Annotated in this window: 12 protein-coding genes; 5 read left to right on the top strand and 7 right to left on the bottom strand. The window is 63.4% G+C overall.

The genetic code is table 11. From position 1 onward, the window contains the following. Positions 1-153 precede the first annotated feature (153 nt). Entirely contained in the window at positions 154-951 is a 798-nt protein-coding gene (locus ABIB99_RS38260) for an ATP-grasp domain-containing protein (protein ID WP_354180868.1), read from the bottom strand. A gap of 374 nt (positions 952-1,325) precedes the next feature. On the opposite strand from ABIB99_RS38260, the gene ABIB99_RS38255 reads away from it, so the two are divergent. From ABIB99_RS38255 to ABIB99_RS38240, 4 genes are all read left to right on the top strand, one after another. Beyond that, positions 1,326-2,099: a ferredoxin--NADP reductase gene (locus ABIB99_RS38255; RefSeq protein ID WP_014490313.1), complete on the top strand. Its 774-nt coding sequence runs from the start codon at positions 1,326-1,328 to the stop codon at positions 2,097-2,099. A 346-nt stretch (positions 2,100-2,445) separates the two neighbouring features. After that, on the top strand, positions 2,446-3,357 hold the full coding sequence (locus ABIB99_RS38250; RefSeq protein WP_502917545.1) for a patatin-like phospholipase family protein: 912 nt from the start codon (positions 2,446-2,448) through the stop codon (positions 3,355-3,357). Positions 3,358-3,559: 202 nt separating this feature from the next. Further along, on the top strand, positions 3,560-5,185 hold the full coding sequence (locus ABIB99_RS38245) for an FMN-binding glutamate synthase family protein (RefSeq protein WP_063986035.1): 1,626 nt from the start codon (positions 3,560-3,562) through the stop codon (positions 5,183-5,185). A gap of 102 nt (positions 5,186-5,287) precedes the next feature. Then, positions 5,288-5,527, top strand: coding sequence for a PilZ domain-containing protein (locus ABIB99_RS38240; protein WP_028159962.1), 240 nt, complete (start codon positions 5,288-5,290; stop codon positions 5,525-5,527). Positions 5,528-5,600: 73 nt separating this feature from the next. On the opposite strand, the gene ABIB99_RS38235 is transcribed toward ABIB99_RS38240, so the two are convergent. The 6 genes from ABIB99_RS38235 to ABIB99_RS38210 form a co-directional block, all read right to left on the bottom strand. After that, complete coding sequence (locus ABIB99_RS38235; protein WP_354180865.1) at positions 5,601-6,896, bottom strand: hemolysin family protein; 1,296 nt, start codon at positions 6,894-6,896, stop codon at positions 5,601-5,603. 109 nt (positions 6,897-7,005) lie between these two features. Next, on the bottom strand, positions 7,006-8,319 hold the full coding sequence (locus tag ABIB99_RS38230) for an ABC transporter ATP-binding protein (RefSeq protein WP_063986036.1): 1,314 nt from the start codon (positions 8,317-8,319) through the stop codon (positions 7,006-7,008). A 13-nt stretch (positions 8,320-8,332) separates the two neighbouring features. Beyond that, positions 8,333-10,066 (bottom strand): ABC transporter permease, encoded by a 1,734-nt coding sequence (locus ABIB99_RS38225; protein ID WP_354180863.1) that lies wholly within the window; start codon positions 10,064-10,066, stop codon positions 8,333-8,335. Between the two features lie 28 nt (positions 10,067-10,094). Continuing rightward, positions 10,095-12,062: a carbohydrate porin gene (locus ABIB99_RS38220; protein ID WP_354180861.1), complete on the bottom strand. Its 1,968-nt coding sequence runs from the start codon at positions 12,060-12,062 to the stop codon at positions 10,095-10,097. A gap of 396 nt (positions 12,063-12,458) precedes the next feature. Continuing rightward, complete coding sequence (locus ABIB99_RS38215; RefSeq protein WP_071908412.1) at positions 12,459-12,722, bottom strand: hypothetical protein; 264 nt, start codon at positions 12,720-12,722, stop codon at positions 12,459-12,461. Positions 12,723-12,861: 139 nt separating this feature from the next. Further along, positions 12,862-13,668, bottom strand: coding sequence for a creatininase family protein (locus ABIB99_RS38210; protein WP_071908411.1), 807 nt, complete (start codon positions 13,666-13,668; stop codon positions 12,862-12,864). Between the two features lie 139 nt (positions 13,669-13,807). Between ABIB99_RS38210 and ABIB99_RS38205 the strand changes: the two genes are divergently transcribed. Next, the gene (locus ABIB99_RS38205; protein ID WP_354180858.1) at positions 13,808-14,830 is read left to right on the top strand and encodes an ABC transporter substrate-binding protein; all 1,023 of its coding nucleotides are present in this window, start codon (positions 13,808-13,810) and stop codon (positions 14,828-14,830) included. The last annotated feature ends 1 nt before the right edge of the window (position 14,831 follow it).

Genomic DNA, 14,831 nt, shown 5'->3' with positions numbered 1-14,831 from the left:
GCGCGAAGCGCCGGATGAGGGGTCTCTATCCGCACGTTAAATCTACGTTGAGGAGAGAGACCCCTCACCCGTCTCGCCGCTACGCGGCGAGCCACCCTCTCCCACAAGGGGAGAGGGGACGCAGCGCACTTTGTCGCGAGCGTTCAATCAACGTTATGCCCCAAACACCCGATCCAGCGCCGCGTCGTACGTCGCCTGCACCAGCTCCGGATGCAGCTTCGCCAGCGCTTCCATCATCACGCCGGAATTGATTTCCAGCACCCGCCACTCGCCATCGACACGGATCACGTCAATTGACGCAAAGGCGATGCCGATGGCGCTCGCGGCATCGGTCGCGAGCTTCACGCAGGCCGTACGAACCTTGTCGTCCTCCAGCAGCACCGGCTTTGCGCCGGCATCGAGATTGTGTCGCCAATCCGACCCACGCTGCTTGCTGTAGACGACGAGCGGCGCATCATCGAGCAGGATCACGCGCACCTCTTGCTCGATCGCGACATAGGGCGAGATCACGAGTCCGGCGCTCATCGAAAAGACCTCGGCAGCCGCGTGGTCGAGTTCCGCCTCTGTCGTCACCTTGAACACCGAGCGCCCCGATGTTCCTTCGTTCGGCTTCACCACCACGCCTTGCGGATGGTCGTGAAGCAGCTCGAGCATGGCGTCTCGCCAATTGGGGCCAACAACGTTCTTGCCCAGCTTGGGGTTGAGGAAGAGGCGATGGGGAATGCATGGCACGCCCTCAAGCACCAGCACCTCGGCAGTGGCCGATTTGTCGTTGGCGAGGCGGTGCGCGATGGCGCTGTTGAGGCCGATGTCGTAGCCGAACGCGAAGTGGCGCTTCGCGCGGCTGCGCATCGCGAGCAGCCAGCCGCCGGCGCGGACATCGAGCGCGATGCCATGGGTCGCGCAATAGCGCCTGATCGCCTGGACGAAGATCCGCTCGCCGCTTGCCATGTGTTCAGTCGTTCCTGTCGCCAAAAGCCGCAAAAATGCGGGAAACGGCGCCAAACCGGGGTGAAAGTCAGAGCTATTCTTAATGAAATTCTCGCGAGCGCGACGGAAATTAAGTGCTGCGATCAGGCCCTGAAGGGAAAAGAAATTACCCGCGGCGCATCCCCGACAGCAGATTCATTAATGATGGGGCCATTTCCGCCGCACATGCCGGTTTGAGCGGCATCAATTGCATCCGGAACGAGGTTGATTATTGGCCTCAATGGCGTAGATCACACACGCGAAATCCTCCGCCATGGCAATGGTGTCCGCCCCGCTTTCAGGGGCCGGGCAACGCTTTTGCCCTAAAACCGCAATTATTCGGAATATCGAAAATCATGAGCGCGTTTTACCGAGAGAAGGTTCTTTCCGTCCAGCACTGGACCGACACGCTGTTCAGCTTCCGCGCCACGCGCGACACCGGCTTCCGCTTCCAGAACGGCCAGTTCGCCATGATCGGCCTCGAGGTCGACGGCCGTCCGCTGCTGCGCGCCTACAGCATGGCGAGCGCCAACCACGAGGAAGAGCTCGAGTTCTTCTCGATCAAGGTTCAGGACGGTCCGCTGACCTCGCGCCTGCAGAAGATCAAGGAAGGCGACACCATCCTGGTCGGCCGCAAGGCGACCGGCACGCTGATCACCGACAACCTCATTCCCGGCAAGCGGCTGATGCTGCTCTCGACCGGCACCGGTCTCGCGCCCTTCGCCAGCCTGATCAAGGACCCCGAGGTCTACGACCAGTTCGACAGCATCGTGCTGGTGCATGGCTGCCGCCAGGTCTCCGAGCTTGCCTATGGCGAGAAGCTGGTTGCTTCCTTGCGCGAGGACGAGCTGTTCGGGGAGCTGCTGGCGGACAAGCTGATCTACTATCCGACCGTGACCCGCGAGCCGTTCAAGAACCGCGGCCGCATCACCGACCTCATCAACTCCGAGCAGATCTTCAACGATATCGGACAGGGGCCGCTCGATATCGAAACCGATCGCATCATGATGTGCGGCAGCCCGGCGATGCTGGAAGAGCTGAAGGTGATGTTCGAAGGCCGCGATTTCATCGAGGGAAGCGGCAACAAGCCCGGCCATTTTGTGATCGAGAAGGCGTTCGTCGAGCGGTAAGCGCCGTTCGGCTTTTGATTGACGCTCCGTAGCCAAAACATCGGTGTCGTCCCGGGGCGCGCGACTTGTCCGCCGTAGCTCGAAGAGCGAAGGCGGAAGCGCGAGCCCGGGACCCATAACCACAGGACGTGGTTTGGCGACGGCTAGTGGTTATCAGCTCGCGCGACAACCTCTCCCTGTGGTTATGGGTCCCCGCGTTCGCGGGGACGTCAGTTGAGTGTGGGGCTGCCATTTCGCCTCTCACACACTCGCCAGCCATCCACGTCCCTCACCATCCTCCCCCGACTTTGTTATTGGCGCGTCTCGCGAGCACCTTGTTATAAGCTCGCGCCAAAATCTCGCCGCGATGTTGCAATGCGAGATCTGGGGAGCTGCGCAAATCTTGTCCGTGATCGATCATGGTCCGCCGAAACCGACTGCCTTCGTGCTGGCGGGCGGCGGCAGTTTTGGAGCGATCCAGGTCGGCATGATGCATTCACTGGCGCGGCACGGGGTCGTCGCCGATCTCGTCGTCGGCTCCAGCGTCGGCGCGATCAACGGCGCCTATTATGCCGGCGACCCCTCGCTCAAGGGCGTGCTCGGGCTTGAAGCCGTCTGGCGCGGCCTGAAGCGTCATGATGTCTTCCCGGTCACCTGGAAGAGCCTCGCCGGATTCATGTGGCGGCGCGATTTCCTGATTCCCCATGACGGCATCCGCAAGCTGGTCGAGGACCACATCCCCTATCGCAACCTTGAGGATGCCGCGCTTCCGGTGCACATCGTCACCACCGATTTCGTCTCCGGAGAGAGCGTGGTGTTGTCGGAGGGGGCGACGGTGGACGCGATCCTGGCGTCCACTGCGATCCCCGGCGCGTTCTCGCCGGTCTACTACCGCAATCGGTTCCTCGCCGACGGTGCGATCTCCTCGAACACCCCGGTCCGGGTCGCGATCAGGAAAGGCGCAAAACGGCTGGTCGTGCTGCCGACCGGGCACGCCTGCGCGGTGAAGGATCCGCCGGTGGGCGCGGTTGCCAATGCCCTGCATGCGCTGACGCTGCTGATCGCCCGGCAATTGGTGGCGGAGCTCGAGGGGGTGGCGTCCGACATCGAATATGTCGTGGTGCCGCCGCTCTGTCCGCTGGTGGGATCGCCCTACGATTTTTCGCGGACCGACGACCATATCGAGCGTGCGGTCGCGAGCACCGATGCCTGGCTGGCGCGAGGCGGCCTCGAGCAGCACGGCGTCATTCCGCACGAGGCGCAGCCTCATGGTCACTGATTTGTCATTTCATTTGAATCTATTGCACTGCGAAGCCCGTCGCGGGATGGATTGATTTGCGGCATCCGGATTCGGTAGCCTCAAGGCGGGGGCCGCGTCATAACCATGGACGTGGCGCGGGCGTATCATGCCCTGTCAGACTGACGAGAGGGATGTGGTCGTGGCCAACGATAACAAGACGCAAGCTTCGCCCGAAGGGCTGATGGAAACCCTGCTGCTGCCGTTCTCGCCGCGTTTCATCGTGCTGACCATCTGCGCGGTCGTCACCGCGCTGCTGATCGGCATCGGCCTCGCCGATGGCAAGATCTTCGACATCCTGCTGATCCCGATCGCGATCTTCGGCGCTCTCACGCTGCTCGGCGTCCGCGATCTCATGCAGAAGAGTCACGCGGTGCTGCGCAACTATCCGATCTCGGCGCATATCCGTTTTCTGCTCGAAGAGATACGCCCGGAAATGCGGCAGTATTTCTTCGAGAGCGAGAAGGACGGCATGCCGTTCTCGCGCGATACCCGCTCGCTGGTCTATCAGCGCGCCAAGATGGAGCTCGACAAGCGCCCGTTCGGCACCCAGGAGGACGTCTACCGCGAGGGCTACGAGTGGATGCATCACTCGGTCTCGCCAAAGACGCACGCCGAGGAGAAGTTTCGCGTCACCATTGGCGGCCCCGATTGCGCAAAGCCATATTCGGCATCGGTGTTCAACATCTCCGCGATGAGCTTCGGCGCGCTCAGCCCGAACGCCGTGCGCGCGCTCAATGCCGGCGCCAGGAAGGGCGGCTTCGCGCATGACACCGGCGAGGGCGGCTTCAGCCCCTACCATCGCGAGATGGGCGGCGACATCATCTGGGAGATCGGCTCCGGCTATTTCGGTTGCCGTCATCTCGACGGTACGTTCGATCCGGAGGCATTCGCCCGCGTCGCGAGCCAGGACCAGATCAAGATGGTCGAGCTCAAGATCAGCCAGGGCGCCAAGCCCGGCCATGGCGGCGTGCTGCCGGCTGCGAAGGTGTCGGAGGAGATCTCAAAAATCCGCGGCGTCACGATGGGCGAGGACTGCATTTCGCCGGCCTCGCACCGCGCCTTCTCCACGCCTGTTGGCATGATGCAGTTCATCGCCGAGATGCGGCGCTTGTCCGGCGGCAAGCCGGCCGGCTTCAAGCTGTGCATCGGTCATCCCTGGGAATTCCTGGCGATCTGCAAGGCGATGCTGGAGACCGGCATCTATCCTGATTTCATCGTCGTTGACGGCAATGAAGGCGGCACCGGCGCGGCGCCGCTGGAGTTCATGGATCACCTCGGCATGCCGATGCGCGAGGGCGTCAATTTCGTCCACAACGCGCTGGTCGGCATCAACGCGCGCGACCGCATCAGGATAGGTGCGTCCGGCAAGATCGCGACCGCCTTCGACATGGCGCGGGCGATGGCGATTGGCGCCGACTATTGCAATTCGGCGCGCGGCTTCATGTTCTCGCTCGGCTGCATCCAGTCGCTGAGCTGCCACACCGACCGCTGCCCGACCGGGGTTGCGACCCAGGACCCGACGCGTGCGCGTGCGCTCTACGTGCCGCTCAAGATCGACCGCGTGCATAATTATCACCACGCCACGCTGCACTCGCTCACCGAGCTGATCGCAGCGGCCGGTCTCGAACATCCGCAGCAGCTGCGCCCGATCCACTTCAGCCAGCGGACATCGACCACCCAGGTGCGATCCTTTGCGCAGCTCTATCCGTCGCTGCGTCCGGGCGAGCTGCTCGAAGGCACCGAAGATCCGCGCTTCCGTGAAGCCTGGCAGATGGCGCGGGCGGAGACGTTCCAGCCGGCGCCGTAGGGGTCACCGCATGATACGGCCGCGTCCTACGGCGGTGAAAATTCATCGGGGATTGTGGTTGTGTTTTAACGTCTGTGTCAGCTTGGGGTGTAAATTGGCCCCATGGACGAGCGACGCGACAAAGCCAGGCATCGCGTGCTGAAAGCCGGAACCATCGAGTTCGGCGGCGGCGCGATCGACTGCACCGTCCGCAATTTCTCCGATACGGGTGCCGCGCTCGATGTCACCAGTCCGGTCGGTATCCCTGAGCGCTTCACCCTGGTGATCCAGGCCGACGGAACGCATCTCGCCTGCACGGTCGTCTGGCGCAAGGAGAAGCGGATCGGGGTGCGGTTCGGGTGAGCGGTCTGCGTTGGATCGGCGCGCGCTTAGGGCGCGCTTGTCCGGGACGACGGGTGGAGGGTTGGGTGCGCAATCACCCCGTCTCGACCTCACTCAACCGGCCCGCCAGAATCTTGTCGATCCTGCGTCCGTCGAGATCGACCACCTCGATATGCCAGCCGGCGAAGTCGAAGGCATCGCCGACATTGGGCAGCACGTTGAACTGTTGCAGCACCAGGCCCGCCACCGTGTTGTAGCGGTGCGGCGGCAGCTCGACGCCGAGCAACTCGCCGAACTCGTCGACCGGCATCCAGCCGGAGACCAGCAGCGAGCCGTCATCGCGCCTGACATAGGCCGGCTCCGGCGGTCCCTCCTCGGAATGGAAGGCGCCGACGATCGATTCCAGAATGTCAGCCGTCGTCACGATACCCTCGAAGGCGCCGTATTCGTCGTAGACCAGGCCGACATGAACCGGAGCGGCTTTCAGGATCGCCAGCACGTCGCGGGCGTCGGCTGATGCCGGAATGCCGGGCGCCTCGCGCACCAGCGCTCGCAGATCCGGCGTGCGCTCGTTCATGTAGGCGACCAGCAGGTCCTTGGCCTGGAGCACGCCGATCGGCTTGTCGCGATCGCCGTCCGAGACAGGAAAGCGCGAATGCGGGCTCTTCGCGATGGTCGCTTGAATGGCCTCCGGCGCATCGTTCAGATCGATCTCGTTGACCTCCGTGCGCGGCGTCATGATCGCGCCGACCGGCCGGTCGCCGAGCCGCATGACGCCCGCGATCATCTCCTTTTCGCCCGACTCCAGCACGCCCGCGTTCTCGGCTTCGCTGACGAGATGATGGATCTCGTCCTCCGAGACCTTCTCCTCGGCCTTGCCGCCGCGGCCGAGCAGCGTGAGGATCAGCTTGCCGGAGAGATCGAGCAGGAAGACGAGCGGCAGCGAGATCCGCGCCAGAACGTGCATCGCGGGCGCGACCTTGACCGCGATGCTCTCGGGGTCGCGCAGCGCCACCTGCTTCGGCACCAGCTCGCCGACGATCAGGGTGGCGTAGGTGATCAGCGTGACCACGATGCCGACGCCGACGATGTCGGCAATCCCCGAGGACAGGCCGAGCTCGACCAGCCATTGCGTCAGCCGCTGTCCGAGCGTCGCGCCGGAGAACGCGCCCGAGAGCACGCCGACCAGCGTGATACCGATCTGCACCGTCGAGAGGAACTTTCCGGGGTCGGCCGCCAGCGTCAGCGCCCGCTCGGCGCCGCGCACCCCCTTGGCCGCGAGCAGCGACAGCCGGGCCGGGCGGGACGAGACCACGGCCAGCTCGGACATGGACAACAGGCCGTTAATGACGATCAGGACGACGACGATGATGATTTCGACGGACAACATTGTGCGCAAGGAGAAGGGATACTTGACCCGGCGAACGCCGGACCAAGCCCCTTATATATGAACTCGATGCACAATTTGTCCGGTTCCCGACCAAATTGCCGCAGGCGGATCAAGCGCTCTCGCCCGGGTTTTCGAGGCTGAACGTCTCCGACTGCTCGTCATATGCGAACAGCTCGCCATAACGTCCCCAGGACACGACGGTCCTGAGCGTCTCGTCCGCATAGTCCTCGGACATGTAGTCCTCGAGCTCGTTGCGGAACCGTGCCGCGGGGGCGGTATGGGAGGGACGTTCGTCGAGCACGCGGCGAATCAATCCCATCACCGGCACGTAAGTGACGAGATGTTCGGCGAACAGCTTCTTGCGTGCGTCGGTTTCGAGATGGGCAAAACGCTTGCCCGTGTCGGTGAGCATCAGGTCACCTTCGCTCAGCTGGGCGAAGCGCAGCAGTTGCAGGGACTCACCGAGGTGGAGGATCTCGTCGGCCTCGAGCTGGAGCTGGCTTGCGAGCACGGGCAGGTCGGCGTGTCCGTGATAGGGCGGCCCCGCCAGCGTCTCGATCAGGCCCGACAGCACGTTGGACGACACGTGGTGCAGGGTCATGCCGACACCGGAGCCCAGGATGCCTTCGACGGGGGGCGCCTTCGGTTCGGCGCGCTGGGTCATGCGCGCGTAGATGTTGTCGACGAGCTGCCGGAAATGGGGGTCGAGCCGGTTGCGCGGATGTGGCATGTCGACCTTGATCTCGGCGGCGACACGCCCCGGATTGGATGAGAACACCAGGATGCGATCGCACATCAGGACCGCCTCCTCGATATTGTGCGTCACCATCAGGATCGATTTGATCGGCAACCGGCCCTCGATCCAGAGGTCGATCAGGTCCGTGCGCAGCGTCTCGGCCGTGAGGACGTCGAGTGCCGAGAACGGCTCGTCCATCAGCAGGAGGTCCGGATGCACCACCAGCGCGCGGGCGAAGCCGACGCGCTGCCGCATGCCACCCGACAGTTCCTTCGGGAAGGCGGACTCAAACCCGTCAAGGCCGATCAGGTCGATCGCAGCAAGAGCGCGCTTGTGGCGCTCGGTGGCATCGACGCCCAGCGCTTCGAGCCCGAGCTCGACGTTCTGGAGCACGGTCAACCAGGGAAACAACGCGAATGACTGGAACACCATGGCGACGCCGTTCGGCGGCCCGACGATGATCTCGCCGCGACAGGTCGCCTGTCCCGCAGACGGGCTGACCAGACCGGCGATGATCCGCAGCAAGGTGGACTTGCCGGAGCCGGATCGGCCGAGCAGGCCGACGATCTCGCCCGAGCGAATCGTCAGGTCGACCTTATCCAGCACCAGGAGCTGTTCGCCGCTGCCTTTCGGGAAGGATCGGCAGACACCGCGGATGTCGATGAGCGCAGAGGGTTGATCGAGCATGATGGTCTCCTCGTCAGCCGAGCCGCAGGCGACGCTCGCCGAAGGCATAGAGCGGCCGCCAGACCAGACGATTGAACAACGTCACCAGAATGCACATCGTGGCAATTCCGAGCACGACGCGCGGGAAGTCACCGGCTTCCGTGGCGGAAGCAATATAGGCACCGAGCCCGGTGGCCTTCAGATGCGTGTCGCCCCAGCTTGCGACCTCCGCGACGATCGACGCATTCCAGGAGCCGCCGGACGCCGTGATCGCGCCGGTGATGTAATAAGGAAAGACGCCGGGCAGTATCACCTTGAACCACCATCGCCATCCCCGGAGATGGAAGCTGCCGGCGGCTTCGCGCAGATCGGTCGGAAAGGCGCTCGCGCCCGCGATCACGTTGAACAGGATGTACCACTGCGTGCCCAGGATCATCAGCGGGCTCAGCCAGATGTCTGGATTGAGCTTGAAGCTGACAATGGCGACGACAAAGACGGGGAAGGCGAGATTGGCCGGGAAGGCCGCCAGAAACTGGGCCAGCGGCTGGATTCGTTCGGCGAGCTTCGGGCGTAGCCCGATCCACACGCCAACCGGCACCCAGATCAGCGTGGCGAGGGTGATCAGGATGGCGACGCGCAACAACGTGATGAGCCCGTCCCTGATGACGACAAGAACGTCGGACATTCCGAGACTGGCCGAGAGATAGCGATAGGTCAGCCAGGCGGCATAGGCCGTGCCGCCGAGGATCAATGCGATCCAGACCGTATCGACGAGGCGTGACGTCTGGTCTTTACCTGGTGCCGCGGGCGGCAGCTTCGGCAGCGGAATGCGCAAGTTCGAGATCGCGCGGTTCAGCGCCGCGAAAGGAAGGGTCAGCGCACGCAGCGCCCGAGTCCGGCGGAACAGGTCGAGCATCCAGGAGGCCGGCGCCTCGCCTGAGGCGGTCTGCTCGAAGCGGAATTTGTCGGCCCAGGCGACGATAGGGCGGAACAGCAGCTGATCATAGGCGATGATCACGAGCAGCATCGCCAGCATGGCGTAGAGGATCGCCGGCAAATCCTGCTGCTGAATTGCCATCGCGACATAGGAGCCGATGCCCGGCAGCGTCACCGTGGTGTTGCCGACCGTGATCGCCTCCGAGGCCACCACGAAGAACCAGCCGCCCGACATCGACATCATCGCGTTCCAGATCAGGCCGGGCATCGCGAAGGGGACGTCGAGGCGCCAGAAGCGCTGCCAGCCGGACAAATGGAAGCTTTGCGTGGCCTCTTCCAGATCCTTTGGAACGTTGCGGATCGACTGGTACAGGCTGAACGTCATGTTCCAGGCCTGGCTGGTGAAGATCGCGAACACCGAGGCGAGCTCGGCGCCGAGCACCTGCCCCGGAAACAAATTCATGAAGAACACGACGGTGAAGGTGAGGAAGCCCAGGATCGGGACGGATTGCAAAATATCCAGCAGCGGGATCATCACCAATTCGGCTCGCCGGCTCTTGGCTGCGATCGCCGCGTAGATGAAGGTGAAGACCGTCGAACAGACGATGGCTAGAAGCATCCGTAAGACGGTACGCAAGGCGTAAAGCGGAAGGTTTGCCGGATCGAGCGTGACCGGTGCGCGCTCGAGCTCGGACAGCGGCACCGTGGTCTGCTCGCCGCCATAGACGATCAGGACCATGGCGCCGATCACGAGGATCAGCGCCGCGACGTCCCAGACATTGGGGAGTAGCGCCCGGCCGATCGCGGCCGTGCGGATATCTCTCGGCTTCATCGGCCCGCCCTTGGGCTGGAATTTTGGGCTAGAACTCTGCGTGCAGGCGGCCCGAGAAGATCGAGACCGGCCCGCGGTCGGCGTTATAGGCCGGGTTTGTGATCAATTGATAGTCCGCGGTGAGCGTGACGTTCTTGTTCACCGAATAGGCATAGTAGGCCTCAAGGATGCGCTCCTTGCGGTAGTTGAGAGCGCCGTCGCCGATGAGAACACCGAGGCCGCCGGCGGCCAGGAAGTCGCGATAATCCTGCGAGATGGCATTGACCGCGCCGCCGATGCCGACGACGTCGTCAGGCCGGCCCCATTTCGTGCCCTTGATCGACAGTCCGCCGGCCAGGCTGCTGTTGATGTCGGTGAAGGCGAGTGTTTCGGTCTTGCCGTCGTTCCAGCTCCAGCGGCCGAACAGCCCGATATCCTCTGTGATCGCCTGCTCGAGGTTGACGACGTAGCCGACCTTGAGGCGGCCGCGGCGGGTCTGCGCGATATCGAGATTGAGCGCAGGATTGTCCAGCGTCTCGCGGAAGCTGCCCATGTTGGCGCTGTCGACCCAGCCCATGGTCCTGAGCTTGCCAGGTTGGCCGAGCAGCGAGAACCGCGTCTCCAGCTCGATCGCGTACTGACCGCGTTCCCCGACCCTGGTGTCGAAATGATTCGAATTGGACTCCGCGACCATCAGGAAATAGCCGCCGCGCAGCGCCCATTGCTTCTGGTTGAGCTCGGCGGTGACGCCATAGGTGAGACCGACCTTGTCGGCGGAGTAGTCGAAGGCACCCGGCGCCCACAGCGACCAGTTCATGAAATCCTTGCGGGTGTCCTTGGCAAAGGCATTGCCGTCGAACACGTCGATCACCGCGAACTTGCCGGCCTGCACGGTGAGCCGGGAAATGTCGACCTTCTGCCCAAGCTGCAATTGGCCGCTCGCGAGTTCTTCCTGTTCGCCGCCAAAGCCGAGCGTCTGGCGCACGAACAGGCGCGAGGTGTTGTAGTGCGGGTAGGGGAAGTTCGATTTCTGCGCTTCGCCGTTCGGGAAGCCGGCCGCCCCGACCGTGTCGTTCAATCCAAATCCCTGGAGCAGTTCGGGATTGTAATAGACCTCGCCACCGTCCCACAGCCGCGCGTTCAGGAACAGGCTGTTGCTCCAGGTCGCCTTGACCTGCGTCGAGGGAGAGAGAGAGTTGGTTCCGCTGTAGAGGGCAGGGAACGATGGATAGCCTTGCGGCAGATAGGTGCTCTGGCCGTGAATCTCCCAGCGATCCGATTCAGTGTCGATCAGGGAGCTCTTCGGGTTGTAGCTCGGCATGCCCGGCCAATCGACCTTGCGGTTGAGGCCGACCCTGACCGACTGGAAGTCGAGCGATGATGACGTGTATTGGGCGCCGGTGGAGAAGGCGACGTTGGCGCCGTCGAAGCGGCTGTAGAGATATTCGAGCCGCGCACTCCAGTGCGGCGCGAAGCCGTATTCGATGCCTGCGCCCGCGATCCAGCCGGCCCGCGTGTTCAGGATTTTCGGTACGTCGCCTGCGGCCGGGGTGTCGAAATAGCGCTCGCCCATCCACGCAAAGCCGCCGGTGGCATAGACGAGCCACGGTCCGCTGGTGTAGCCGACGCGGCCGCGCAGGCTGGCGGTGTAGTCCCACTGCTGGATGACCGTGTTGGCAGGTGTCGCGAGGAAGGAAACGATCGAGTTGGAGGTGATGTAATTGGGAAACGAAAAATCGCCTTCGACGCCGACGAGCCAGCCGGAGTTGAGCCGGTAGTTGTAGCCGGCCTGCACGCCGCCGATCATGCCGCTGAAGACGCCGTTGCCGTTGATCGCGGCGCCGTCGTTCAGCGCGAAGCTGGACGAGCCACGGCTGTAGCCGGCATGCGCGCCGATATAGAGGCCGGTCCAGTCATAGACCGCTTTCAGCGCCGGCGCCTTCAGCGGCAGATCGGCCGCGTGTACGGCGGCGGGAAAAGCCAGCACGCCCGAGGCAATCGCCGCGGCCGTTCGCAAATACCGGTGTCGGTGACCTCTCAACTTCAAAACGCACGCCCCCGAACGCGAATGTGTCCCATTCGCCGCGATATCCCTGCAGATTCGCGGCGACCCTGTCACGAAGTCTTGGTTGTTCACGCGATCGGACCAGACGATCCCGATTCGACGCGATTTCTTCCCAAGCCCCTGTGCTTGTTGCGAACCTTATTGCGATTAATTCGCAATAGCAACTGGCGCGGATTGCCGCAGCGGATGGTTCGCACTCTTGTGTGACGGAGCTGCAACAAATTCTCAGGTCCAAAATGAATGACCCGCCCGGGGGGACAGCCGGGCGGGTCGGGGGCACGACACGGGGTGGATGAGGCGCCCGTGTCGAACGCAGGATCCACGTGAGATCGGCCTCAGGTACTCAAATCAGTAGCAAGTACGAACGCGGCCGACGTACTGGCCGAAGGCGTTGTACTGGGCGACCCAGCCGCAGCGGTGATAGCCGTAGTAATAGGGGTCGTTGCTGGCGGCGATCGCGGAGCCGACGACAGCGGCGGTGGCGATGCCGGCACCCACACCCCAGACCCAGCCGGGCTGCTTGGCTTCGGCCGAAGAGGTGGTGGACACGATGCAGCCGGTGACGGCGAGGGCAGCGAGCGCGACGGCGGCAATCCTGGTCTTGATCGACATGTGAAACTCCATCCGGGTTGAGGCGGTCCGTTGTGGTCCGCGTGCCCAGTTGGACGGAGGCTTGTCGCGTCCGGTTCGAATCCCGCAAAAGCGGGCGTGTAGCCCGGCTGTTTCCTGAATGATTCCAGTCGGATGCAAGCTAGCCGAGAGGCCCTTTGGCGAGCCTGTTCACGTCGAAGTTATCGACCTCGGCCAGCAGCTCGCAAAAGGCGCGCGCACCCTGATCGACGAGCTGCTCGCCCTTCTCGGGGACGGCCAGCGTCGCATTGCCGATCGCGCCGCTCGTGTGGAGATCCTGCGCCTGCCAGGCGAACGGCGCGGGCCGCTGCGTCGACAGCCAACGATACTGCTTTTCCATGGCGATGCTGCTCGCGGGAAAATCCGCGATCGCATCAACCCGCACCTGATCGGGATAGCGTGCCAGCATGATCGAGGTCTCGACCGCGCCGCCATGAATGCCGTGGCGCACCTCATCGGCCGGGAACAGTTTCTCCGCGCCCGACAGCCGCGACCACGACGTTGTCACCACAAAGAGCTTGTGATGCGCGCGAAGATCCTGCGCGACCAGCATCATTGCCGCGCTGTTGCCGCCATGGCTGGTGATGATGACGAGCTTCTTCACGCCGCGCCGCGCGATGTCCTCGCCGATTGCGGTCCATCGCTTGAGCGCCACCTCGGTCGGCAGCGTCTGCGTGCCCGGAAAGTCGATATGCTCGGTGGAAATCCCGACCGGTTCAACGGGCAGGAACGTCGCCGGAACATTTGCGGGCAACAGCTCGCGCACGCGCGCGAGATACGCGTCCGCGATCAGCACGTCGGTCTCGAGCGGCAGATGCGGGCCGTGCTGCTCGGTCGCCGCCAGCGGCAGCACCGCGATCCAGCGCGACACGTCTGCAAGGCTCCCATCGGCCCAGTTGATGTCGATCCAGTCGCGGGACGGCGTCATCGTGGTTTCTTTGCCCGAATTTGTCGCGTATTTTGGGGTTATCAGGGGACGCGGGCCTGGCCGGCTCGCGTCCCCGAACTTCATGCGGTTCTATCGCGTTGCCCTCACATCGGCCAGCCACGATCGACGGAGTGCCATCATGACCCCCTCTCATCTGCGGCGAGCGTTAACGGCGGGCTTGATGGCCGCTTGCGTCTCTCTTGCGCCGGCGCGCGCCGAGACGCTGGACAAGGTCACCTTCGGCACCAACTGGGTCGCCGAGGCCGAGCATGGCGGTTTCTTCCAGGCGGTCGCCGACGGCACCTACAAGAAATACGGGCTCGACGTCACCATCGTTCCCGGCGGTCCGAACGAGAACAACCGGATGCTGCTGATCGCCGGCAAGATCGATTTCTTCATGGCCGCGAACACGCTGATGTCGTTCGACGCGGTGGCGAATAACGTCCCTGTCGTCACCATCGCAGCGGTCTTCCAGAAGGATCCGCAGGTGATGCTGACGCAGCCGGACGCCAAGGTCGCCAAGATCGAGGATCTCAAGCCGCTGACCTTGTTCGTCTCCAAGGAGGGCATGACCAGCTACTTCCAGTGGCTGAAGTCCGAATACGGCTTCAACGAGAAGAACGTCCGTCCCTACAATTTCAATCCGCAGCCCTTCATCGCCAACCCCAAGAGCGCGATGCAGGGCTACGTCACCTCCGAGCCCTTCGCGGTCGAGAAGGCCGCCGGCTTCAAGCCGAATGTGCTGCTGCTTGCCGATTACGGCTTCAACACCTATTCGACCCTGATCGAGACCCGCCGCGACATGGTCGAGAAGAAGCCGGACCTGGTGCAGCGCTTCGTCGATGCCTCCATGGTCGGCTGGTACAATTACATCTACCGCGACAATTCCGCGGGCAATGCCATGATCAAGAAGCTCAACCCGGAGATGACTGACGAGCTGCTCGCCTATTCCGTCGCCAAGATGAAGGAATACGGCATCGTCGATTCCGGCGAGTCCTTGAAGAACGGCATCGGCGCGATGAGCGACGAGCGCTACACGTCCTTCTTCAACAAGATGGTGAAGGCCGGCGTCGTGAAGGAGGATCTCGACTTCCGCAAGTCCTATACGCTGCGCTTCGTCAACAAGGGTGTCGGCGTCGAGCTGCGCCCGAGCAAGCCGTAGC

The organism is Bradyrhizobium sp. LA6.1, assembly GCF_040547805.1.
In the GTDB taxonomy this organism is placed as follows: domain Bacteria; phylum Pseudomonadota; class Alphaproteobacteria; order Rhizobiales; family Xanthobacteraceae; genus Bradyrhizobium; species Bradyrhizobium barranii.
This window is presented reverse-complemented; position numbering and strand designations above follow the sequence as displayed.